The 20619-nt window shown below is 71.3% G+C and carries 17 protein-coding genes and 4 pseudogenes; 8 read left to right on the forward strand and 13 right to left on the reverse strand.

Annotated elements, in window-relative coordinates:
- Positions 1-341 precede the first annotated feature (341 nt).
- A complete protein-coding gene (locus ACFYNL_RS36100) occupies positions 342-1250 on the forward strand; it encodes a universal stress protein (RefSeq protein ID WP_388811433.1) in 909 nt (302 codons plus the stop codon).
- 74 nt (positions 1251-1324) lie between these two features.
- On the opposite strand, the gene ACFYNL_RS36105 is transcribed toward ACFYNL_RS36100, so the two are convergent.
- The 7 genes from ACFYNL_RS36105 to ACFYNL_RS36135 all read right to left on the reverse strand — a co-directional run bounded on the left by ACFYNL_RS36105 (position 1325) and on the right by ACFYNL_RS36135 (position 6866).
- Entirely contained in the window at positions 1325-1591 is a 267-nt protein-coding gene (locus ACFYNL_RS36105; protein ID WP_388811436.1) for a hypothetical protein, read from the reverse strand.
- On the reverse strand, positions 1588-1944 hold the full coding sequence (locus ACFYNL_RS36110) for a hypothetical protein (protein WP_388811438.1): 357 nt from the start codon (positions 1942-1944) through the stop codon (positions 1588-1590). The genes ACFYNL_RS36105 and ACFYNL_RS36110 overlap by 4 nt, the downstream gene beginning before the upstream one ends.
- Positions 1945-1984: 40 nt before the next feature.
- Complete coding sequence (locus tag ACFYNL_RS36115) at positions 1985-2485, reverse strand: oleate hydratase (RefSeq protein WP_388811441.1); 501 nt, start codon at positions 2483-2485, stop codon at positions 1985-1987.
- The gene (locus tag ACFYNL_RS36120; RefSeq protein WP_388811444.1) at positions 2467-2898 is read right to left on the reverse strand and encodes an oleate hydratase; all 432 of its coding nucleotides are present in this window, start codon (positions 2896-2898) and stop codon (positions 2467-2469) included. Before ACFYNL_RS36120 ends, ACFYNL_RS36115 begins: the two co-directional genes overlap by 19 nt.
- A gap of 231 nt (positions 2899-3129) precedes the next feature.
- Positions 3130-3552 (reverse strand): hypothetical protein, encoded by a 423-nt coding sequence (locus ACFYNL_RS36125; RefSeq protein ID WP_388811447.1) that lies wholly within the window; start codon positions 3550-3552, stop codon positions 3130-3132.
- Between the two features lie 39 nt (positions 3553-3591).
- Complete coding sequence (locus tag ACFYNL_RS36130) at positions 3592-4806, reverse strand: globin domain-containing protein (protein ID WP_388811450.1); 1215 nt, start codon at positions 4804-4806, stop codon at positions 3592-3594.
- A 347-nt stretch (positions 4807-5153) separates the two neighbouring features.
- Entirely contained in the window at positions 5154-6866 is a 1713-nt protein-coding gene (locus ACFYNL_RS36135) for a SulP family inorganic anion transporter (RefSeq protein ID WP_388811453.1), read from the reverse strand.
- Positions 6867-7247: 381 nt separating this feature from the next.
- On the opposite strand from ACFYNL_RS36135, the gene ACFYNL_RS36140 reads away from it, so the two are divergent.
- Together ACFYNL_RS36140 and ACFYNL_RS36145 are read left to right on the forward strand one after the other, a co-directional pair.
- Complete coding sequence (locus ACFYNL_RS36140; protein ID WP_388811455.1) at positions 7248-8192, forward strand: universal stress protein; 945 nt, start codon at positions 7248-7250, stop codon at positions 8190-8192.
- 26 nt (positions 8193-8218) lie between these two features.
- Positions 8219-9124, forward strand: a complete 906-nt coding sequence (locus ACFYNL_RS36145) for a universal stress protein (protein WP_388811457.1) — start codon at positions 8219-8221, stop codon at positions 9122-9124.
- An 8-nt stretch (positions 9125-9132) separates the two neighbouring features.
- On the opposite strand, the pseudogene ACFYNL_RS36150 reads toward ACFYNL_RS36145, so the two are convergent.
- A pseudogene (locus ACFYNL_RS36150) lies at positions 9133-9216 on the reverse strand (polyphosphate kinase 2); the annotation flags it as partial.
- 139 nt (positions 9217-9355) lie between these two features.
- Here ACFYNL_RS36150 and ACFYNL_RS36155 point away from each other — a divergent pair.
- Positions 9356-10087, forward strand: a complete 732-nt coding sequence (locus tag ACFYNL_RS36155) for a CBS domain-containing protein (RefSeq protein WP_388811459.1) — start codon at positions 9356-9358, stop codon at positions 10085-10087.
- A 15-nt stretch (positions 10088-10102) separates the two neighbouring features.
- Positions 10103-10392: pseudogene (locus tag ACFYNL_RS36160) on the forward strand (flavodoxin domain-containing protein); the annotation flags it as partial.
- A 358-nt stretch (positions 10393-10750) separates the two neighbouring features.
- Here ACFYNL_RS36160 and ACFYNL_RS36165 read toward each other — a convergent pair.
- Positions 10751-11455 carry a CBS domain-containing protein gene (locus ACFYNL_RS36165; protein ID WP_388811712.1) on the reverse strand — a complete coding sequence of 235 codons (705 nt, stop codon included), beginning with the start codon at positions 11453-11455 and terminating at the stop codon, positions 10751-10753.
- Between the two features lie 41 nt (positions 11456-11496).
- A pseudogene (locus tag ACFYNL_RS36170) lies at positions 11497-11960 on the reverse strand (cyclic nucleotide-binding domain-containing protein).
- A 496-nt stretch (positions 11961-12456) separates the two neighbouring features.
- On the opposite strand from ACFYNL_RS36170, the pseudogene ACFYNL_RS36175 reads away from it, so the two are divergent.
- Positions 12457-13379 (forward strand): annotated as a pseudogene (locus ACFYNL_RS36175) (carbamate kinase).
- Positions 13380-13700: 321 nt separating this feature from the next.
- Positions 13701-14699, forward strand: a complete 999-nt coding sequence (locus tag ACFYNL_RS36180) for an Acg family FMN-binding oxidoreductase (protein WP_388811461.1) — start codon at positions 13701-13703, stop codon at positions 14697-14699.
- A gap of 15 nt (positions 14700-14714) precedes the next feature.
- Here ACFYNL_RS36180 and ACFYNL_RS36185 read toward each other — a convergent pair whose 3' ends face one another.
- Positions 14715-15095, reverse strand: a complete 381-nt coding sequence (locus ACFYNL_RS36185) for an STAS domain-containing protein (protein WP_388811463.1) — start codon at positions 15093-15095, stop codon at positions 14715-14717.
- Positions 15096-15381: 286 nt separating this feature from the next.
- Here ACFYNL_RS36185 and ACFYNL_RS36190 point away from each other — a divergent pair, with 286 nt between their 5' ends.
- On the forward strand, positions 15382-15822 hold the full coding sequence (locus ACFYNL_RS36190; protein WP_388811466.1) for a pyridoxamine 5'-phosphate oxidase family protein: 441 nt from the start codon (positions 15382-15384) through the stop codon (positions 15820-15822).
- 702 nt (positions 15823-16524) lie between these two features.
- On the opposite strand, the gene ppdK is transcribed toward ACFYNL_RS36190, so the two are convergent.
- Positions 16525-19209, reverse strand: coding sequence for a pyruvate, phosphate dikinase (ppdK, locus tag ACFYNL_RS36195; RefSeq protein ID WP_388811469.1), 2685 nt, complete (start codon positions 19207-19209; stop codon positions 16525-16527).
- A 103-nt stretch (positions 19210-19312) separates the two neighbouring features.
- A complete protein-coding gene (adhP, locus tag ACFYNL_RS36200) occupies positions 19313-20323 on the reverse strand; it encodes an alcohol dehydrogenase AdhP (protein ID WP_388811471.1) in 1011 nt (336 codons plus the stop codon).
- Positions 20324-20619: the final 296 nt, after the last annotated feature.

The raw sequence follows: 20619 nt of genomic DNA on the forward strand, positions 1-20619 counted from the left end.
ATGCCACTTCAGTTTCCCGCGCAACGACTTGAGCGGGCAGGGCCGGTCGTCCCGGACCACCGGGCCGAACCGTCCCCCTCTCGGCCGGACGCGGAAGGACCGACGGGTCACGCCGATTCGAGGGGATCGAAGAGCAGGAGGCGGACCCACCGTGGTGCGCGAGGGGCGGTGATGGAGGCAGCCACGTTCGGCCTCGTGGGAGACCGTCCCTGCAATCACGGCGAGAAGCGGGGGCCGTGAAGCCCGAGGAAAGGGACCTCTGGTCCCTGCGCACGGCTCGGTATTCGTAGCAGGCTTCAGAGTGGACACGCGGACACGCGGACACCGAGGAGGCACAGGTCATGGATCGACACGTTGCTGCAGGGATCGACGGTTCTCCCGAGAGCCTCGCCGCTGCGCACTGGGCGGCCCGGGAGGCCCTGCGCCGCGGCGCCGAGCTGCAGTTGGTGCACGCCTGGCAGATGCACGCGCGCCCTCCGGCCAGTGTGCCCATGGGCATGACCGAGCGCGGGTGGGCCAAGCAGATCCTCGCAGAGGCGTCGAACAGTGTCCGTGCCGCTCACCCCGCGCTGAGCATCGTCGACCGGCAGGTGAAGGAATCACCGGTGGCCGCCCTGCTCGAAGTGGCCGAACGTGCCGACCTCCTGGTGCTCGGCTCCCGCGGTCTCAGCGGTCTCGCGGGCTTCCTGCTCGGCTCGGTCTCCCAGCGGGTCCTCGCCAGGTCCCCGCGCCCCGTCGTCCTGGCCCGGGCAGGTGAGAGCTCCGCCGCCGAACACCTCCCGGCCCCCGACGGTGTCTCCCCGGAGGAGATCCCCGAGCTCCCGTACCGCGACATCGTCCTCGGCCTCGACACCCGCCAACCCTGCGACGACCTCATCGAGTTCGCCTTCGAGGCGGCCCGGCGCCGCGGCGCCGCGCTGCGCGTGGTCCACACCTTCACCGTCCCGCCGGGATACGCCACCGCCGACCGGGTCGTCCCGCCGCCCGGCCCGGAGCTGCTCGCGGAGCACGAACACGCCGTGGTCGCGGCGCTGCGCCCGTGGTGCGAGAAGATCCCCGAGGTCGCCGTCACCGAGACGGTCGCCGAGGGCCGGGCGGCCACCGAACTGGTCCGTGCCGCTGCCGGGGCGGCCTTGGTGGTCGTGGGGCGCCGGATACGGGACGGCCGTCTCGGTATCCACACCGGTCCGGTCACTCACGCGGTGCTGCACCACGTCGGCTGCCCCGTCGCGGTGGTGCCCCACGTCTGAACCAGCATCCGCGCATGGACGTCATCGGCTTCTCCCGCTTATCAACGTGGCGCAGGCGGCGCCGACCTGGGCGGTTACGAGCCGTTGCCATCTCTCTGGGGGCGCCGCCGGGGTCGGTCCTCCTCCTCGGCCTCCGCGATGGCCTCCCACTCGTCCCGATTGGCCGCCAACGACTCCCGGGCCTGCCCGAACGCGCGGTTCGGTTCTGGCAACGCCTCCTCCCGCTGCCACGCCCCCACACAGTCCACGGCGTGGGAAATCACCCCGCGCAGCACCCACACGGGAGACCGGCCGTGGAAGGCGTACACCAGCCCGCTGTCCCACACCTCCAGCAGGGTCATGGCCTCGTTGAGGCGGTGGCGGACCTTCCTGTCCCGGATGACGCCGATGGCCAGCCGGCGGGCGCGATGTGATCCTGCAGCTTCTCGTCCCACGCCTGCCGCGCCGCCGTGAGCGTGGCGGCGTCTTCGGCGCTCACTCCTGACTCCCGGTCGTCGGGGACGCTTTGGACGTGCTTGTGAAGGTCTGCGAAGGCTTCCGCCAGCGTGGTCACGGCCTGGTCCTGCTTGGCTTCAAGGCGAGCCTGGCGGGCATCGGCCAGCGCCCTGGCCTGCGCCCGGTGTGTGGCCAGATACGACAGCCCGGCACCCGTGAGGGCGCCGACGAGTCCGGATACGGGTGAGAGCCAGTCCATGAGCGACAGTCTCCGCGACGGAGGAACACCAGCGGTACCGTCAGCCGTCGGCAGAGACGGCCACGGCCCGCTGGCGCACCATGGTCAACTTCGGTGCTGTGTTGCGGGGTTCGGCTGTCGAGCGGCCTTGACCGGCCCCTTGGTCCGAGCCGGGCACCTCGCGCGATGCCCACGCAGTCGGCACCGGCCTGGGGCCCGCTCTGCGTCGTTCACCGCAGCCGCGACCAGGGACTCGGAGCCCGCGCTGCCCTTCGCAGCTGGGCGCCCTGGGGGAACGCGGCCCGGCACTACCTGCGTTGCGCAGCCGGAGCACGCCGCACTCCGGCCGGGGGGACCGTCGGTGCATGGCCTCCAGCGCCTCCACCAGGCCATGCGGGTCGTGGTGTCCCTTGTAGACCCCGGGCGGGCGCCGGCCGAGGCCGAGGAGTTCGGCGACGGCGGTCCAGGCGGTGCGCACCGAGTATTCGACGGTGAACACGACGTCGTCGGGTACTTCGGCGAACTGGCCGATGAAGGCGAGGTTCACCGAGCCCTCGGGCACGACGTGTGGTCGGTCGTCGCGCCGGAGGGCCAGGAACTGGCTGGTGATGCACGGAACCCCATCGACCGTACGTCGGTGATCTCCCCGTCCGCGTCGAAGAGGCGTGCGGTGTCGTCCCAGCCGAACTCCTCGTACGCGGCGAGGATGTCCTCGGTCACCGACACCGACGGGTCATCGAGGGTGGGGATGGTCGACAGCAGGTCGTAGGTGCAGCGGAACTCGGCTTCGAACATCCGCCCGCCGCGCATGGTGTAGCCGGCCTCGGGCGTTCCGCCGGCGTCCAGGCTGCCGCCCGTGCGTTCCTGCTGTTCGAAGAGGTGGATGTCGCCGCCGTCGAATCCGCCGTCGCGGATCAGGAATGTGGCGGCGGCGAGCGCCGCGATACCGCTGCCCACCAGGTAAGCCTTCGCCATCACACAACTCCTCGTTCTGGCCCGTTGATCGGGAACCGCGCACCATCAGCGTTTCCGGTGGCAGTGAGCGCCGTCAGTGGGCCGTTGGTCACCCGAGTGGGCCGAATGGCCCGCCAGGTGGGGCTCCCATGTGCAGGAGTGCTTCACGCTCACCGACGCCGCGGGGCAGTGGGGAATCGCAGAGGCCCGGTCGGTGGACCGCCAGCGACCGGGCCTGTACTCACCGCAGACTCACGCCGGGTGAGAGTCCGCCGTCGGGCTGCTGCCTTCGGCAGGACGCGGGATTCCGGGGCCGCCTCGCCACGGCGGGGCCGCCGTCCGGTGGTCGTTGTGTCCGGCGCGGGCCGCCTTGTCGATCTGGCGGCGCAGCCGGTCCTGGAGTTGGTCGACGACCTCCCGGCCGGTGGCCTCCTCGGCGAGCACGACAACCTCTCGCCGTCCGACGTGCAGGGCGGCCGTCGCTGTCCACGGACGGTCCGCGTGGTGAGCAGCCGCTCGCGTGATCCGCACCTCGCCGGTTGCGGCGGGCAGTCCCGGCCGACCCACGACGGCGTCGATCTTCGTGCGGGCATACGAGAGGGTCTCCTCGTCCACCTCGCCTTCCGAACGCAGCAGCACGGTGGGGGCGGCGGCCTGGGTGTCATTGCTGGTCATGCCAGTTCCTCTCCTGGAGTGCGGTGGGACGTCCGGCGTTCAGGCCGCCGGGCCGGGTAGCCACAGGTCGGGGCCGAAGACCTCGTAGCGGATGCGCTGCGGGGAAACTCCGGCCCTCAGCAGCTGTGCGCGGATGTCGCGCATGAACCGCAGCGGGCCGCAAAGGAACACGGTGGCGTTCTCGGGCAGTTCGATGCCGTGGAGGTTCATCAGGCCCTCGCGGGCCTCGGGTTCCTCCAGGCCGGGCTGCTCGTACCAGAAGATGGCGCGGGCGCCCGGCAGTTGCTCCACGAGTTGGCTCGTCTCGGTGCGCAGGGCGTGGTCGGCGGGGGAGCGGTCGGCGTGCATGACCAGCACCGGGCGGGTGGAACCGAGGGTGGTGAGATGGGCCAGGATGCTGGTCATGGGGGTGCCGCCGATGCCCGCGGAGACCAGGACGACCGGAGTGGTGGCATCGGCCGGGTCGTCGAGGAAGACGTCGCCGAAGGGTGCGGACAGCGTCAGCTCGTCTCCGGCACGGACATGGTCGTGCAGCATGTTGGAGACCTCACCGTCCGGCGCGTCGGCCGTGCCGGCGACTCGCTTGACGGTGATGCGCCGCAACTCCCCGCCGGGGTCGGAGGAGATGCTGTACTGGCGCAGCTGATGTACTCCGTCGGGCATGCGCAGGCGCACGCTGACGTACTGGCCCGCCCGCGCACGCGGCGCTCGCTGACCGTCGGCCGGCTGGAGCAGGAAGGACACCACGTCCGGGGTCTCTGTGCGGCGCTCGACGACCGTCCACTGCCGCCAGATCTGGCCGGGCTCCACGCCCGCGTCCTGATACAGGCGGGCCTCCCGGCCGATCAGGGCGCCGGCCATCAGCCAGTACACCTCGTCCCAGGCGGCCGCCACCTCCGGGGTGACCGCGTCGCCGAGGACCTCGGCTATCGCGCCGAACAGGTACTTGTGCACGATCGTGTACTGGTCGTCGGTGACTCCGACGGCGGCGTGCTTGTGCGCGATCCGGTCCAGCAGGACGTCCGGGCGGGTGTCCGGTGCGTCGAGCAGCGCGGTCGCGAACCCGGCGATCGAGCCGGCCAGTGCGCGGCGCTGGGCTCCGCTGGCCTGGTTGCCGCGGTTGAACATCCCGTCCAGCAGTTCCGGCCGGTCGTGGAACATCGCGCCGTAGAAGCGGGTGGTGATCTCGTCGAGCGCGCCGGCCACGGCGGGCAGGGTGGCACGGATGACGGCGGCGGATTCTGCGGACAGCATGATGCCTCCCGGACAGGGCTGATGAGGGGGAAGGGGACCGCATCCGACGAGGGCGGCTGACTCCTGTGTAGCAGGCACCGAGCCGCGTTCCGGTGTCGTTTCGCGTCGCACGGCGAAGAGGGGCCGAACGGCCCCACCGACTCGGGCGCATGGGCCCCACGGGGCTTCCCAAAGGCAGGGTCGGATGGCACCGCAGCGGTGTACCGACGGCCCTGCCCCGCTGTCGGCTGAGGCGAACGAGTGGCGACAGCGGATGCGTGGGCGTCAGTCTGGCACTCAAGTGAAAGCCTGATCCCGACGAGCACGGTGCCATGGAGTCCGGGGCCTGAGAGACGGCCTACTGCGGCCTACTGATCGCGGCACCACATCCGGTACGCGGCCACTGCTGTCGGAAGGGTGGGAAAGATCCGCTCGCTGCCGACGGCGTCTGCCAGGCCGTACGCCGTCAGGTCGGCCAGCAGGTCCTGCTTGACGCGGGCGAGGGCGAAGACGATGCCGCGGTGGGCGAGTTCGCGGCGCAGTTGGTCCACCGCGTCCAAGGCGGTGATGTCGACCTCCACATTGGCCTCGGTGTTGAGGACGAACCAGCGGACCGGTTCGGACTGTTCGTCCACGGCGGCCAGGGCCCGGCGGTGGAAGTCCTCGGCGTTGGCGAAGAAGAGTGGGGAGTCGTAGCGGTAGACGAGGAGGCCGGGGATGGTGCGGGCCTGTGGGTAGTCGTCGATGTCGTGCATGCCGGCCACGCCGGGGACGAGGCCCTGGACGGCGTCGTGCGGGCGGGCTACCCGGGTGAGCAGTTCGGCTACGGACAGGCCGACGGCGACCAGCACGCCGTACAGGATGTCCAGCGCCAGGACTCCGGCCAGGCAGCCGAGCGCCAGCAGGAGTTCCCGGCGGCGGAAAGACGCCAGCCGCCGGAAGCCCGCCAGGTCGATCATGCGGACGGCCGCGTAGACGACGAGCGCGCCCAGGACCGCCGTGGGGGTGCGGGCGAGCAACGGGCTCAGGAAGAGCAGGACCGCGAAGACGGCCGCGCCGGCCATCAGTGCGTACGCCTGGCTGCGCCCGCCCGCTGAGGAGGCCAGAGCGGTACGGCTGGCGCTGCTGCTGACCGGGAATCCGTGCAGCACGCCCGCGCCGAGGTTGGCCGCGCCCAGGGCGAGGAACTCCTGGTTGGCGTCGAGCCCGGGACCCTCGTCGCCGCGCCTGGTGAAGGCCCGCGAGGTGAGGATGAAGTCGGTGTAGCCGACGAGGAGCACGCCCAGGGCGGGGAGCACCAGGTGCGGCAGCTCGGCCAGGTCCGGCAGGGCCACGGCGGGCAGGCCCGACGGGACGTCGCCGATCACCTTGATGCCGTGTTGGCCGTCCAGGTCGAACAGGGACACGGCCGCCGTACCGAAGACCACGACGAGCAGGGGACCGGGGAAGGTGCGGAAGAAGTGGGCCGCCGTGAAGAGGACGCCGAGCGCCACGACGGCGAACAGCACCGTGGCCATGTGGACTCGCGACAGGTGCTGTACGAAGGACCACAGTTGGGGGAAGAAGGCCGAGCCCGTCGTCCGGACACCGGTCAGTTTGGGAAGCTGGTCCACGATCATGATCAGTGCCACGCCCGCCAGATACCCGATCAGCACCGGGCGGGACAGCAGATCCGCGACGAAGCCGAGCCGCGTCGCCCATGCCAGCACGCACAGCAAGCCGACCGCGATCGCGAGGGTGGCCGCCAACGTCGCGTAATGGGCCGGATCTCCGGCGGCGAGCGGGCCGACCACCGTCGCCGTCATCAGCGCGGTCGTCGACTCCGGACCGACTGAGAGCAGGCGCGAGGAGCCGAGCAGGGCGTAAAGGGCGAGCGCCGGCAGGATGGCCCACAGCCCCGCGACCGGTGGCAGGCCGGCCACGCCCGCGTACGCCATCACCTGGGGCACGAGATACGCGGCCACCGTCACCCCGGCCAGGACATCGCCTCTCAGCCACGAGCGCCGGTAGCCGAGCAGCGTGCCGAGCCCGGGCACCAGACGCCGCCACCTTGGAGCAAGGTCGACCGAGCTCTGGGACATGATTCTCCTTGGGCCGAAAGATCTCAGGATCCTCTGGGCTTCTGGTCGGCCGCCAGGTGCCGAACGGCCCGCGAGGCATGCTCTGCCGACACAGCGCTGATGGTCGACATGCCGGGCAGCGCCAGCCGGCACCGTCCTGGGAACAGACGGCACACCGGTGCCCTGGCCGAGAGGCTGGGCGCGCCTGGTCGCCGCTCGCTCGGCTTCGCTCCGCTCGCACGCACCGCTCTGTCCGCGGCCTGGGTCGCCGGACGCGGCGTCGGTGGGGACCCGTCGGCCCATGGGGCCCATCGGCCCCCGAAAGGGGACCTGCGGTCTCTGCACCGTGCCGTTTCCCCGCCACCACTCTGGGATCGGAACCCCGAGCAGGAGGTGGACAACATGTCCCGCACCGTCACTGTGGGCCTCGACGGCTCGCTCGAGAGTCGTGCCGCTGCCGAGTGGGCGGCCCGTGAGGCGAAGCTGCGCGGTCTGCCGTTGAAGCTCGTTCACGTCTGGGAGCCCGTCCCGGAGCGCATCGCGCAAGCCCCGCTCCTGGGCGCCGAGACGCAAGCGCACTGGAGCGAGCGAAACGAGATGGGGGTCCCCCCGGCCGAAGGCTGGGGGAGGATTCCGCGCGAGGCGGCCGAGGGACTCCGCCTGCGCCACCCGGGCGTGGACGTGACCATGGAGCAGATACCCGGCAGGCCTACGGACGCGTTGGCCGAGGCGGCGAAGGACGCCGAGCTGCTGGTCCTCGGCTCCCGCGGACTGAGCGGGCTCGGAGGATTCCTCGTCGGGTCCGTGGGTGCGGCCGTGATCGCTCGCACCGAGACACCCGTCGTCCTCGTGCGATCCGGCGAGCAGGCCGCCGACGAGCACGAGAAGGACCCCACGGGCATTCCGTCCGCCGCCACCGCGTTCCGGCCCGTGGTACTCGGCCTCGACACTGACCACCCCGATGACACGGTGATCGCTTTCGCGTTCGAGGCGGCCGCCCGCCGTGGCACCGCGCTGAAGGTCGTGCACGGCTGGATCCTGCCGCCCTACTACGTCTCCAGCCTGCCCGCCGCCCCCGAGGTGGGCGTGGAGCTGGGCCGACAGGACGCCGCCGCCCTGGCCCAGGTCCTGAGCCCCTGGCGGCAGAAGTACCCGGACGTCGAGGTCGTCGAGGAGTCCCGCCTCGGCAGTCCCGCCAACCACGTCATCGACGCCTCCCGCGAGGCATCGCTGGTCGTCGTCGGCCGCCGGATCCGCCGCAGCCCGATCGGTGCCCACATCGGACCTGTCACGCACGCGGTACTGCACCACGCCGCCGCCCCCGTCGCCGTCGTCGCGCACGACTGAACGCACCACCTGAGGGAGTGGAGATCATGAAGGCACCGGCCGAACGAGCCCTCACCGGGGCCCTGGTCGTGGGCGTGGACGGCTCCGAGCCGAGCCTGCGGGCCGTCGACTGGGCGGCCGACGAGGCCGCGCTGCGTGGGGTGCCGCTGCGGGTGGTGTACGCCTGCCTGTGGGAGCGGTACGAGGGTGCCGCACTCGCCCGTGACATCGGCAAGCCGTCCGCGGTGCCTCTGGCCCAGGACGTCGTCGGCGCCGCCGCCGAGCGGGCACGCTCCCGGCACCCCGACCTGCGGGTGAGCGCCGACGTGGTGTTCGAGGAACCGGAGTACGCCCTGGTGCGCGAGGCCCGGGACGCCTCCGCGCTGGTGGTGGGCACCCGTGGCCGCAGCGGCATCGCCGAGATGCTGCTCGGCTCCGTCAGCCTGGCCGTCGCCGCCCACGCCGACTGCCCGGTGATCGTGTTGCGCGGCAGTCACGACAACCAGGCGACGCCCCCGGTCCACGGTCGTGTCGTCGTGGGCATCGGCGATGAGGCGAAGGAGTCGGCGGTCGTGAGGTTCGCCGCCGAGGAGGCGCGGCGACGCGGCGTGCCCCTGGAAGCCGTACGGGCCTGGCGGAGCCCCGCGCACGAGACCACCGACCACCCCCAGCTGGCCGGTGAGCCCGCCCGCCTGCACGAGCAGCAGGCGGCGGAGGAACTGGAGGCGGCCTTGCAGGACGTCCCGGCGAATGTCAGCGTGCGTCGGCGTACCGTCGAGGGCCACGCCCGCCGGGTACTGGTCGACGCCTCGCACGAAGCTGACTTGCTCGTCGTCGGTGCCAGGCGTCGCGAGGGACTCTTCGGGCTCCAGCTCGGTCGGGTCGCCCATGCGGCACTGCACCACTCCGCCTGCCCGGTCGCCGTCGTACCGCACCGGGTGCACGACGCCTGACCGGCGCTTCATAGGCTCGCCGCGTGGTCCGGGACGTAGGTCTGCAGATCACGCGGCGGGCGCTCGTACCCGGTCGATGACGGCCTGGGCGGGCCGAGGCCGACTTCAACCCGGTCCTCGCGACACCGGACGGCGTCACCGTGCTCGACGCGCGGATCCGTCTCGTGCCGTGCAGGCCCCAGGACCCCTATCTGCGCCGGCTCCGCTGAGTCCACAGAGGAGAAAACAGACATGAAGCACAACAAGGTCGGCTCCGTGATGACCACGGATGTCGTCCGCGCCGAGTACGGCACCCCGTTCAAGGAGGTCGCGAGGTTGCTCGCGGCCCACCGGATCAGCGGACTGCCGGTGGTCGACGAGGACGACAAGGTCATCGGCGTCATCTCCGAAACGGACCTGATCGCACGCCAGGCCGCTACCCCCGACCCGTACGCACCGCGCCGCCGCTTCACGTTCCCCGGGCTGACGCGTGGTAGCCGACGGCAGGCAGCGAAAGCGAACGCCCGCACCGCCGGGCGGCTCATGACCGAGCCGCCCGTCACCGCCCACGCCGACGACACCATCGTCGAGGCCGCCCGCACCATGGCCCAACACCAGGTGGAACGGCTGCCGGTGCTCGACGAGGAGGACCAGCTGGTCGGCATCGTCACCCGCCGCGACCTGCTCCAGGTCTTCCTGCGCCCCGACAAGGAGATCCGCGACGAGGTGATCGAAGAGGTACTGGTGAGCACCCTGTGGCTGGCGCCCCGCGGCATCGACGTGTGCGTGGTGGAGGGCGTTGTCACGCTCACCGGTCACATGGAACGCAAGAGCGAGACGGAGATCGCCTTGTCGATGACCCGCCGGATCGACGGCGTGGTCGGTGTGGTCGACAAGCTCACCTACCGACTGGACGACGCGCACCTGCCCACCCCGGAACAGGCGCTGCACGGCGTGGCCGACGACTGGCTGCGCCGATTGTGAGAGGAGGCGTATCCCATGACCGGCACCCTGTTGGCCACCTACCGAACCACGAACGGATCAACGGCGCAGATCGCCGAAGCCATTGCCGACGTCCTGCGCAAGAAGGGCTGACGGTCGAGGCCCTTCCGGCCCAATCCGTCGCGAGTGTGGCGTCGTACGACGCCGTGGTGGTCGGTGGCGGACTGTACGCCGGACGCTGGCACAAGCCCGCCCGCCGCTTCCTCCGGCGGCACCGCCGCGACCTGGCCGAACGCCTCCTATGGCTGTTCAGCAGCGGTCCGCTCGACGCCTCGGCCTCGCAGCGTGGCAGCCGCGCAGTGCTGCGGCTGCTTCGGTGCCTGCGCTTGTAGTCGTTCCACGAACGCACGGTGGTGGCTGCTGTGATGGGAGGGATGCGGTGCTGCTGGTGGTGTCGGAATTGTTCCCCAACGTGGAGCGTCATGCCGGCGGGGTGACCGGGTTCCGGCTGGTGGCGGCGACGCTTGTCAGGCGGCCGTCGGCTCGGCCGGTGTGATCGGGCCTCGCCGCCGCATCGCGATGACTCGACGGCGGGGGAGCACGGCGAAGCCGGAGTCGTCCGGAACGCGACGGCGAGAGCGGCGACGGCCTCGTCCTGGCCAGAGCCACCGCGTGCGGGAGGAGTGCGGTGTGGGCTCGGGTGGGTCACGAGGTTGAGGCGTCCTCGCTGTGACTCGACGGAGCAGGGGCCGGCTCCGAAGAACGGCCGTGCCCGGAGACGTCGAACTCCACGTCCACGACTCCTTCAACGGCCCGGATCAGACGGGCGGCCACGGGGACCAGGGACGTGTCCCGGATGCGGCCGCTGAGCGTCACGATGCCGTCCCGCACGGCCACACGGGCGGCGGACGTCGGCGCGGGGAAGAGGTACGAGACCACCTCCCGGCGGACCTCCTCCGCGATGGCCTCGTCGTCGCGCAGGAACACCTTCAGCAGGTCGGCGCGGCTGACGATGCCCTGCAGCATGCCCAGCTCGTCGACGACCGGGAGCCGTTTTACCTTGGCTCGTGCCATGGTCCGCGCGGCCTGCGCGAGGGTCGCGTCCGCGTGGACGGTGAGGGCGGGGGAGGTCATCAGCTCCCCGGCGGTGACCGAGCCGGCCTTGGCCAGGTCGGAAAGGCGTCGCAGCTGAGTGTGGCGGTCGGGGTCGCTGTCGCGGAACTCCTCCTTGGGCAGCAGGTCGGCCTCGGACACGACGCCGACGACGCGGCCCTCGCCCTCCAGGACGGGCACGGCACTGACCTTCCAGCCGTGCATCATCCGCACGATCTCCTTGAAGGTGGCGCCGTGGCCGATGGCGGCGACGGTGTGCGTCATCACGTCGCTGACGATGTGCGGGCCGCCGTGCATCATGCCCCCTGGGGCGCTGTCGCTTCGACTCGTCGGTGTCGTCACAGGAGGCTGCCGCTGCCGTGGGGGGCGTACAGGTCGAGCAGCCGGATGCGGGTCGAGCGCAGGCGGTGGGCGAGAACTCCGCCCACCCACTGTGCGACACTCGCGCCGAGCGCGGGGTCGTCCTGGCACATCGAGCGGATCGCGGTGGCTCGAACTCGTAGGCGCGCACCGGGCTGGTCGTCTCGGCGCCCAGGTGCCAGGTGTGCGGGGCGAACAGCCAGGACCAGCCGATGAGTTCGTTGTGCCGGAGGGTTTCGATGACGGCGGCCCGGCGACCAGGCACGCGCATGTCGGGGTCGACGCTGCCGGTACGGATGATCCAGAACCGGTCGGCGCGGCCGCCCTCCTCGAAGAGCCGGGTGCCCTGGGGGAACGACACCTCCCGGGCAGAGCGCATCAGCCGCTGCCGGTGCTCGGCGGGGAGCGCCTGCAGCATGCCAGCCGTGGCGGGAGCGTTCATGACGTGCCTCCAATCAGGGCGTACGGGTCTGGGGTGTTCAGCGTGCGCCCGTGGCCTGGGCCGGGCGATGGGCCACACGGCCCCACGGCCGGGCCGCCCGGCCCCGCGTCCGGGTCCATCGGCACCATGCGCCGCAACAGGTCCGGATGTTCGATGAAGACGACAGACCACTCGGTGGAAGGGGATGTGCAGAGTGGCTACGTCACTGACCTCTGAGTTCTGGAAGCTGTTCGCGGTTCTTCTGGCGGTCTCCACGGCGGTCACTTCTGTGCTCAGTGCGGTGTTCGACGCACTGGCACTGCGGACGCAGCGGTTTCGTGCCGGCGATCGGTCGGCCGTCGTGGAAGCGGCGGAGGTGCACCGCCGACCTGATCGGATCCCCGTACTTCAGTGAGCAGTGAGCAGTGAGCCGGGAAGCCATCGCCCTTCGACCAGGCGGAGAACCGGCTGCACACCATCAGCGCTGTATTCGTGGCCACCCCGGAGGACCGAAGTCATGCGCATCGTCATCGCTCTCGGCGGCAACGCGCTGTTGCACCGGGGCGAACGCCCCGACGCCGATATTCAAGAGGCGAACATCGATCGGGTGACCACGGCGATCGCCGCCCTCGCCCTGGAACACGAGGTCGTGGTCACCCATGGCAACGGGCCACAGATCGGTCTGCTCGCCGAGGAGAGCGCCGCCGATCCGGCGCTGAGGGCTCCCTATCCGCTGGACCTGCTCGGCGCCCAGACGCAAGGGATGATCGGCTCGCTGCTGGTCCGCGCACTGCACGACGCGCTGCCCGGACACCGGATCGCCGCGCTGGTCACGCACACCCTCGTGCGGGCCGACGATCCCGCTTTCGGCCGGCCCACGAAGTTCGTCGGCCAGGTGTACTCCCGCAAGGTCGCCGAGTCCCTCGCCCGCAGGCACGGTTGGCACATTGCCAAGGACGGCAGCGGCTGGCGCCGCGTGGTCCCCTCACCGTCGCCCGAACGGATCCTGGAGATCGAGACCATCCACGAACTACTGGGCAGCCGCGCGCTGGTCCTGTGCGCCGGCGGGGGAGGCGTTCCCGTCACCGCCGACAACGACACCGGCGCGCTGCACGGAGTGGAGGCGGTCGTCGACAAGGACCTCACGGCGGCTCTGCTCGCCGAGGACCTCAAGGCCGACTTCCTGCTCATCCTCACCGACGTTCCGTGCGTCTACGCCGGCTACGGCACCCATGACGCGCAGCCCGTCCTCGACGCAACCCCCGACGACCTGCGCCGCGGAGGCTACCCCGACGCTCCATGGGCCCCAAGGTGGAGGCCGCCGCCCGGTTCGTCGAACGTACCGGAGGACTGGCGGCCATCGGCGCCCTCGACGCGGCGTACGAGATCGTTCACGGGAGGTCGGGGACGCTTGTGCGCCCTGACCTGATCGTCGGCTGAGATGCCGCCAACGAGCCTTGGCATGAGCCTCCAGGCAGCACGGCGGGCGTGCGTGACCGGTAGCCCGCCACCTCCGCCCGGTGGCGGGCTGCGCGCCGGAAGGGGCCAACTCGCGGCCGGTGGAGTGCTGTTCAGCCCTTGCCCGGACGGGGACCGGAGGCGGGAAATGGCGAGGGTGTTCCCGCATGCCGCTCACTCGGTGAGGTGTGGCCCGTCCGGGCCTGGCGGCGGGACCATCGGCCCCTCACAGGACTTTGGCCGGGCACCCACGCTCGTAGGACCAGCACCCCCTGTCCTACGCCGACGCGCGAGGAGGGCATCATGCACAGCACAACCCTGGACGCCGTGATTCCGGAGACTTGCGTGACGGCCGCGGTCGCCGCGCCCTCGATCCACAACACCCAGCCCTGGCGCTTCCGCCTGGACGCCGAGTCGGCCACGTTCCAGGTGCGCGCCGCCCCTGAACGCGGCCTGCGGCACACGGACCCGGCAGGCCGCGCCCTGCACCTTTCGGTGGGGACGTGCCTGTTGAACCTCCGGGTCGCGATCGCGCACTGCGGATGGTCGCCGGTCAGCCGCCTGTTGCCCACCCCCGAGGACCCCGGCCTGCTCGCCATCGTGCGCTTGGCCGGGTCCGCTGCCCGCCCCACAGGGCACCGCGCCGACCTTTATGAGGCGATCTGGCGCAGGCACAGCAGCCGCCTGCCGTTCTCGGGCCGGCCGCTGGCACCGTATCTGCGCAGCGAACTCGGTGAAGCCGCCCGTGTGGAGGGCGCGCGGCTGTGGTTCCCCGACCCCGTCGAGACGGCGCGACTGCTCCGCCTGACCGCAGAGGCCGAGCGCCGCAACCGCCTGGACACCGACCGCGCCGCGGAGAGCAACCGCTGGGTGCACCACGACCTGCAGCCGACTCCCGATGTGGGCCTGCCGCAGGCGGTGCTCGGTCCCCAGGACGCCCGCGAACATCTTCCCCTGCGGGACTTCACCGCGCAGCGGCACACCGAGCGGCTTCTCGCCCGACCCTTTGAGGCGGCACCCGTCCTTGCTGTGCTGATCACCGAGCACGACCGCCGCGCCGACTGGCTGCGGGCCGGCCAGGCACTCCAGCACGTGTGGCTCCTCGCCACCGCTCACGGTCTGCGCGCCTCCCTGCTGCACCAGGCACAGGAGTGGCCGGACCTGCGCCGTTCCCTGAGCCCGACGCCCGGGCGGACCGGGCATGCGCAGATGCTCATCCGCCTCGGATACGGCCCCGAAGGCGCTGCGAGCCCGCGGCGCGCCCCGGGCAAGGTTCTCGATGAGGCGCTGCCGAGCCGGTAGGCCCCGGGCCGGTCATCAGCCCGTGGCGACGACCGCGGACGTACGGACCAGGGCATCGTTCAGGCTGGAGTGCAGCTCGAAGACACCCGCCAGGCCCACGGCTCGAAGGATCCGCCGGAAGCCGACGCTGTCGGTGACCAGCCGCAACCGGCCGTACCGCGCCTCGCTGCGGTTCCGGGCTCGGCATAGGACGCCCAGGCCGGTGCAGTCGATGAAGGCCGTGAAGCGCAGGTCCAGCACCAGATCGGGGTGCGGGTCGGCGGTCAGGGCGTCCAGGCGGGCCGCGAGGAGCGGCGCAGTGAAGATGTCGATCTCGCCACGCAGCTCCACGACGATGGTTTCACCGACGGTGTGTTCCCTGAGGTGAGGCGTGGACCTGGGGTCAATCCCGGACATGGTCTGAGACAACAGGGCAAAGCGAAGTGACGGTAGGGCCGGTCGGCCCTACTGCCCGGTTCGGGTGGAGCTGCCGCGCCCGCCGCGCGGGCGTGAAGCAGCCCGCCGGCCCAAGCAGGACCAGCACCATCCCGGAAGGCCAGGGCCCACTGGGGGATCGATCGCGGCGTGACACGGGTCGTTCTCCGCTATGGCCGGGACCGATGGCCCCCTCGTGCCGAGCCTCACACGGTTCAGGCTGGACAAGACGCAGTACCGCTGTACCAGGCGAAAGACAGGTTGGCAGATGTATCCCAACGACGGTTTCCGCGAACTCGGGCGGCAGGAATGTCTGCGGCTGATGGCCAAGGTGCCCGTCGGCCGCATCGTCTACACGCGCCGGGCGCTGCCCGCCGTACTGCCGGTCAACTTCGGTCTCGACGACGACGGCGCGGTGCTGCTGCGCACCTCCGCGGCTTCGGATCTGGTCCGCGCGATCGACGGCGCGGTGGTCGCCTTCGAGGCAGACGACGTCGACGCGGCCAGGCACTCCGGCTGGAGCGTTGTCGTTACAGGCACGGCCACGGTCGTGACCGATCACGCCGAGCATGAACGCCTGGCCCGCACCGGCCCGGTCTCCTGGGTGCCCGCCCCGCAGGAGGTCTTCGTTCGCATCGAGCCGGAACTGGTCACCGGGCGTGAGCTCATCGGCGGGCGCACCTTGTATGGCGTTGACCTCACCGCTTGAACGTCTCCTTCGCCTGCGCACGGCTGGGGCGTCGGCCGCTCTTCGCGGCGAGTGCGGTGAGCCGGCCGATGAGCGTTGAACCGTTCCACGGCCAGCCGGGCGCTCCGTTCCTGCGCCTTTCCTGCCTCCTTCTGCGGTCCGCTCAGATCCGCCTGGAGCCCGATGACCCGGCGGGGACCCGCGGACTGTGCCGCCGGATCCTCCCCGTCGTCCCGCAGCGCCGCCCACAGCGCCGCGCCGCCGCCCGCCGCGGGTGACTCGAAGTGCCGGGTCAGGGAGGCCAATACGCTCTTCGGCAGCTCCTGCTGCTGCCACGCGCAGTCCTCGCCCAGCACCGCCCAGCGGGTGGGTCGCTCTCGTACGGCGCCGCCCGTACCACCCCCGGCCCGAACAGTTCCGGCCCGGGAATCACCTTCCGGATCAACTCCCGCGCCTGCTTCTGGGACGTCGGCTGCTTCGCCGCATCGAAGGTCGGTGTCGCACCAGCCCCTCCGGCGGCTCCGGCCCCGCCCCCTGCTCCGGCCTCCGCATCGGCACTCCGCTGTCGGCCGCCTACGGCGTCCCTTGGCACAACCGCGTCATCGGCGCGCGCAGAAGGCACCAAACGGCGCTCGACGCGGCAAGGGAGCGTCTCCTCGGGCGGACCTTGTTGCCCTGACTCGGCTGGCGCCCGGCCCTCAAACGGTAGGGCCGGGCGCCCCGTCACCTGCTGTCGCTTCCCTCCGTCTCGGACAGGGCAGCACGTCCGGCCTCCAGGCGTGCGACCGGGACCCGGAACGGTGAGCAGGAGACGTAGTCGAGCCCGGCAGCGTGGAAGAAGTGCACCGACTCCGGGTCGCCACCGTGCTCGCCGCAGACACCGATCTTCAGGTCAGGCCGTGCGGCGCGGCCCTCGGCGACCGCGATCTCGACCAGGCGCCCCACGCCGTCGCGGTCGATCGTCTCGAACGGGGAGACCTTGAAGATGCCCTTGTCGAGGTAGGCGGAGAAGAACGCCGCCTCCACGTCGTCGCGGGAGAAGCCCCACGTGGTCTGGGTCAGGTCGTTGGTGCCGAAGGAGAAGAACTCCGCCTCTTCGGCGATGCGGCCCGCGGTGAGGGCGGCCCGGGGCAGCTCGATCATGGTGCCGACCGGGCACTCGACCGGGACGCCCGACGCCTTGGAGACCTCGGCCAGTACCTGCTCGACTTCCTGGCGGACGAGCCGCAGCTCCTCGACCGTGTCGATCAGCGGCACCATGATCTCGGCTCGCGGATCGCCGCCGGCCCGCTTGCGCTCCACGACCGCCTCGGCGATCGCCCGCACCTGCATGGCCACGAGGCCCGGCGCCACCAGACCCAGGCGCACCCCGCGCAGGCCGAGCATCGGGTTCTCCTCGTGCATGCGGTTCACGGCGTCCAGCAGTTCGGCGTCGTGCGCACTGGGCGCGGTGCCGTGGGCCTCGGCAGCCGCGAGACGCACGGCCAGTTCGGTGCGGTCCGGGAGGAACTCGTGCAGCGGCGGGTCGAGGAGCCGGATCGTGACCGGCAGCCTGTCCATGGCTTCCAGGATGCCGACGAAGTCCTGCCGTTGCAGCGGCAGCAGCGCGGCCAGCGCTCGTTCTCGCTCGCCGTCGGTACGGGCCAGGATCATCGCCTCGACCAGCTGTCGACGGTCGCCGAGGAACATGTGCTCGGTGCGGCAGAGGCCGATGCCCTCGGCTCCGAACCGGCGGGCGCGGGCGGCGTCCTCGGGAGTGTCGGCGTTGGCCCGCACGCCCAGCCTCCGCACCCCGTCTGCCTGCTCCATGGCCCGGGCCACGGCGTCGACCAGGCCCGCTGACCGTTCGCCGGTCTCGAAGTAGCGCATCACCGAGGAGTCGACCAGCGGCGCGGCGCCGAGGTACACGGCGCCTTCGGAGCCGTCGACCGAGAGGACGGTGCCTTCTTCCACGGTGGTGCCGTTGGCCGTGAACTTCCGCACCTGCGTGTCCACGGCGAGTTCCTCGGCACCGCAGACGCACACCTTGCCCATGCCGCGGGCGACCACGGCCGCGTGGCTGGTCTTTCCGCCACGGCTGGTCAGCACGGCCTGGGCGGCGACCATGCCGGGCAGGTCGTCGGGCGTGGTCTCCTGCCTTACGAGGACCACCTTCTCGCCCGCTGCGGCCCGTCGCACGGCCTCGGCCGAGTCGAACACCGCGGCCCCGACGGCGGCACCCGGCGAGGCGGGGATGCCGTGCGCGAGCGCCGAGCCGACCGCGTCGGTGTCGAAGCGCGGGAACATCAGCCGTGCCAGGCCGTCCCCGCCGACCCTGGCCAGAGCCTCGTCCGGGGTGATGAGCTCCTCGTCCACCAGCTCGGCCGCGATGGCGAACGCGGCCTCCGCGGTGCGCTTGCCCACCCGCGTCTGCAGCATCCACAGCCGGCCGCGCTCGATCGTGAACTCGATGTCGCACAGATCGCGGTAGTGGGTCTCCAACAGCCCCATGTGGTCGCGCAGTTGGACGTACGCCTCCGGGTTGACGTGCTTGAGCTCGTCCAGCCCGACGGTGTTGCGGATGCCGGCGACGACGTCCTCGCCCTGCGCGTTCGGCAGGTAGTCGCCGTACCGGCCCGGGCGGCCGGTGGCCGGGTCACGGGTGAAGGCGACACCGCTGCCGGAGTCGGTGCCGAGGTTGCCGAAGACCATCATCTGAACGTTGACGGCGGTGCCCAGGTCGTCGGGGATGTGCTCGCGGCGGCGGTAGAGCCGGGCGCGCTCGCCGTTCCACGACTCGAAGACGGCCAGAATCGCCCGGCGCAACTGCTCGGCCGGGTGCTGCGGGAAGTACTCGCCGGTCTCCTGACGGATCAGGTCCTTGTAGACCTCGACGAGAGCGGCCAGATCGGACGCCTCCAGGCCAAGGTCGTCGACGGCGCTCCGCGACTCCTTCAGCGCGGTCATGGCGTCCTCGAACCGCTCGCCGGCGACGCCCATGACCGTGCTGCCGAACATCTGCACAAGGCGGCGGTAGGAGTCCCAGGCGAAGCGTTCGTTCCCGGAGGACTTCGCCAGGCCGACAACGGTCTCGTCGTTGAGACCGATGTCCAGGATCGTGTCCATCATGCCGGGCATGGAGAAGCGGGCCCCGGACCGGACGGACAACAGCAGCGGATCGTCGCCCTGCCCCAGCCGCCGCCCGGCCGCCCGCTCCAGGACGGTCAGCCGGTCGGAGACCTCACGAGCCAGTCCGTCCGGCTCGTGCCCGGTGGCGAGGAACGCCCGGCAGGCTTCGGTGGTGATCGTGAATCCCGGCGGCACAGGCAGACCCATCCGGGTCATCTCGGCCAGATTGGCGCCCTTGCCGCCGAGCAGGTCGGCCATGTCACGGCCGCCCTCGGTGAACGCGTACACGTAGCGGATCATGACAGTGCTGTTCCTTCCTGCTGAGCAGGGGCAGGTGTGGGCCTGGCCACTGGCCGAGCTGCACCCCGATCGGGGCACGAGGCGCAGCGGCCATACGGGAGGGTCACATCTCGAAGACGATGCGTGCCTTGATCCGACCGTCGAGGACTTCTGCGATGGACTCGTTGACGGTCTCCAGCGGCCGGGTCTCGTAGATCACCTTGGTGCGTCCGGCGGCGTGCAACTGGAAGACCTCCTCCAGGTCCTGGCGGGTGCCGACGATGGAGCCGATGACGGACGTGCCGTTCAGGACGGTGTCGAAGATCGGCACGCTGATGGTGCCGTGCGCCGGGAGGGCGACCATGACCAGCTTGCCGCCGCGCCGCAGACCGCCATAGACGGAGGCGAACGCCTGCTCGTTGACAGCCAGGGCGATCGCGGCGTGCGCACCGCCGTGCTGCTTCAGCACCTCGGCCGGGTCTTCCTTGCGGGCGTCGATCAGGATGTCGGCGCCGAGCTCACGGGCGAGGTCGAGCTTGTCGTCGGTGACGTCGATCGCGGCGACCGTGGCTCCGGCGATCTTCGCGTACTGCACGGCGAGGTGGCCGAGACCGCCGATGCCGGAGATCGCCACGAGCTGGGTCGGGCGGACGCCGGCGACCTTCAGCGCCTTGTACGTGGTCACGCCGGCGCAGGTCAGCGGGGCCGCGTCGCGCGGGTCGATACCGTCGGGGACCACGGCGGCGAAGTCGGCCGGGGCGAGCATCTTCTCGGCGTACCCGCCGTCCACGCTGTAGCCCGTGTTCCGCTGCTGCTCGCACAGGGTCTCCCAGCCGGACAGGCAGTGCTCGCACCGTCCGCACGCCCAGCCCAGCCACGGCACCGCGACGCGCTGGCCGACGGCCAGGTGGGTCACGCCGTCGCCGAGTGCCTCGACGATGCCGACGCCTTCGTGGCCGGGGACGAACGGCGGGCTCGGCTTGACCGGCCAGTCACCGTGCGCGGCGTGGATGTCGGTGTGGCACAGCCCGGATGCTTCGACCCGGATGCGGACCTGACCCGGACCGGGCTCCGGATCCGGCCGTTCCTCGATCATCAGCGGTTCACCGAAGGACCGGACGACTGCTGCCTTCATGGAATGCTCCTCGGAATCTGTCGGTGCGGTGCGGTTCCAGCGTCTACTGCGGCCTGGTGCTGCGGCAGGTGCTGGACGTCCTCACGAGTGGGGCCGGTCGGCCCTGAACCGGGTGCGGCACCCGACCCCTCCGTCCGGCGGACTGCGCTGCTGTGGGATGAGCCGCGGCGTTCGGTGGGTTCGATGCAGTACGGGCGGCAGCCCGCGCCCTCGTGCCGATCCGGCCCGCCAGGCGACCCACAGGCCGCCGGGCTGATCCGCCGCGAGTCCAGCCGCCGGGCTGGTCCGCCGCGAGT

Source organism: Streptomyces sp. NPDC007808 (assembly GCF_042868655.1).
Classification (GTDB): domain Bacteria; phylum Actinomycetota; class Actinomycetes; order Streptomycetales; family Streptomycetaceae; genus Streptomyces.

Coding starts and splice junctions, on each gene's coding strand:
- ppdK (WP_388811469.1), bottom strand. CDS start 19,209: ATGATCCGCTACGTGTACGCGTTCACCGAGGGCGGCCGTGACATGGCC.
- ACFYNL_RS36120 (WP_388811444.1), bottom strand. CDS start 2,898: ATGGCGAAGGCTTACCTGGTGGGCAGCGGTATCGCGGCGCTCGCCGCC.
- ACFYNL_RS36130 (WP_388811450.1), bottom strand. CDS start 4,806: ATGCTGTCCGCAGAATCCGCCGCCGTCATCCGTGCCACCCTGCCCGCC.
- ACFYNL_RS36145 (WP_388811457.1), top strand. CDS start 8,219: ATGAAGGCACCGGCCGAACGAGCCCTCACCGGGGCCCTGGTCGTGGGC.
- ACFYNL_RS36105 (WP_388811436.1), bottom strand. CDS start 1,591: ATGACCCTGCTGGAGGTGTGGGACAGCGGGCTGGTGTACGCCTTCCAC.
- adhP (WP_388811471.1), bottom strand. CDS start 20,323: ATGAAGGCAGCAGTCGTCCGGTCCTTCGGTGAACCGCTGATGATCGAG.
- ACFYNL_RS36155 (WP_388811459.1), top strand. CDS start 9,356: ATGAAGCACAACAAGGTCGGCTCCGTGATGACCACGGATGTCGTCCGC.
- ACFYNL_RS36185 (WP_388811463.1), bottom strand. CDS start 15,095: ATGTCCGGGATTGACCCCAGGTCCACGCCTCACCTCAGGGAACACACC.
- ACFYNL_RS36125 (WP_388811447.1), bottom strand. CDS start 3,552: ATGACCAGCAATGACACCCAGGCCGCCGCCCCCACCGTGCTGCTGCGT.
- ACFYNL_RS36180 (WP_388811461.1), top strand. CDS start 13,701: ATGCACAGCACAACCCTGGACGCCGTGATTCCGGAGACTTGCGTGACG.
- ACFYNL_RS36110 (WP_388811438.1), bottom strand. CDS start 1,944: ATGGACTGGCTCTCACCCGTATCCGGACTCGTCGGCGCCCTCACGGGT.
- ACFYNL_RS36135 (WP_388811453.1), bottom strand. CDS start 6,866: ATGTCCCAGAGCTCGGTCGACCTTGCTCCAAGGTGGCGGCGTCTGGTG.
- ACFYNL_RS36190 (WP_388811466.1), top strand. CDS start 15,382: ATGTATCCCAACGACGGTTTCCGCGAACTCGGGCGGCAGGAATGTCTG.
- ACFYNL_RS36140 (WP_388811455.1), top strand. CDS start 7,248: ATGTCCCGCACCGTCACTGTGGGCCTCGACGGCTCGCTCGAGAGTCGT.
- ACFYNL_RS36100 (WP_388811433.1), top strand. CDS start 342: ATGGATCGACACGTTGCTGCAGGGATCGACGGTTCTCCCGAGAGCCTC.
- ACFYNL_RS36165 (WP_388811712.1), bottom strand. CDS start 11,455: ATGCACGGCGGCCCGCACATCGTCAGCGACGTGATGACGCACACCGTC.